We start from the raw sequence: 792 nt of genomic DNA, 5'->3' as shown, positions 1-792 counted from the left end.
TACGACCGTCCAAATCGCCATTACGACCGTCCTAATCTTCGCGAGGTGCCGAGTGCACTACACATTAGCACGGTCATGGTGGCAAAGAGGACGGTCGTAATTGCTGGAAACGCTCAAAAAAGGCGAAAAAGTCCTTTTTTGATGGCAGAAAAGTGGATTAACATTTATTGGGTTTCGGATGTCTTTCAAGCCTGAAAAATGCATTTTATACAATAAGCCCCTAAGGATTGAAAAAAGTATCCATGCCCATCCATCCAAAATTTCATGCCCATGCAATCCGATTTTCATGGGCATTGGATTTTACCAAAGCCACTATCGGATTTTGTCACTAATCAGGCCATATGATATGTGGTTTATTATTCGATGTTAATTAAATACTTATTACAATAAGTACGAAGGGATAAAAGCCTAATTACAAACATACTCACATAATCCACAGAAACGCCCTTTAATTGTTAATTAACATTTCAAGTTCTGTCATTGGGTAAATCGGCAAATATTAAATTACACTTAATATAGTAAAAGATTAATTTTACACACACCGAATAAAAGTAATCAATATTTAGATTTTCAAAGGAAGAAGAGCAAACATTAGGCTTATATAAGAAAAAAAGCAGATAATATTGTTTGCGTTAATGAAATATTTTAATATATTTGTCGCGTTATATAAAGGCGATGTTAAAATACATTTCACAGGTATCGTGCTAATTTTTTCTAAAAAAAAGTATGTACTGTAATAAATATGTATTACATTTGCCACGTCGAAGAAACGTAGTCCTACAAGAACTAAGT

The 792-nt window shown here is 34.0% G+C and carries 1 protein-coding gene; it reads left to right on the top strand.

Translation table 11 applies throughout. The features are described from left to right. A partial coding sequence (locus DWU89_RS20960; protein ID WP_208642498.1) for a hypothetical protein occupies positions 1-195 on the top strand: 195 nt, incomplete at its 5' end. Between the last annotated feature and the right edge of the window lie 597 nt (positions 196-792).

Source organism: Parabacteroides acidifaciens, assembly GCF_003363715.1.
GTDB classification, from domain to species: Bacteria; Bacteroidota; Bacteroidia; order Bacteroidales; family Tannerellaceae; genus Parabacteroides; species Parabacteroides acidifaciens.
The sequence above is the reverse complement of the archived record's forward strand: the minus strand, read 5'-3'. Positions and strand labels throughout refer to the sequence as shown.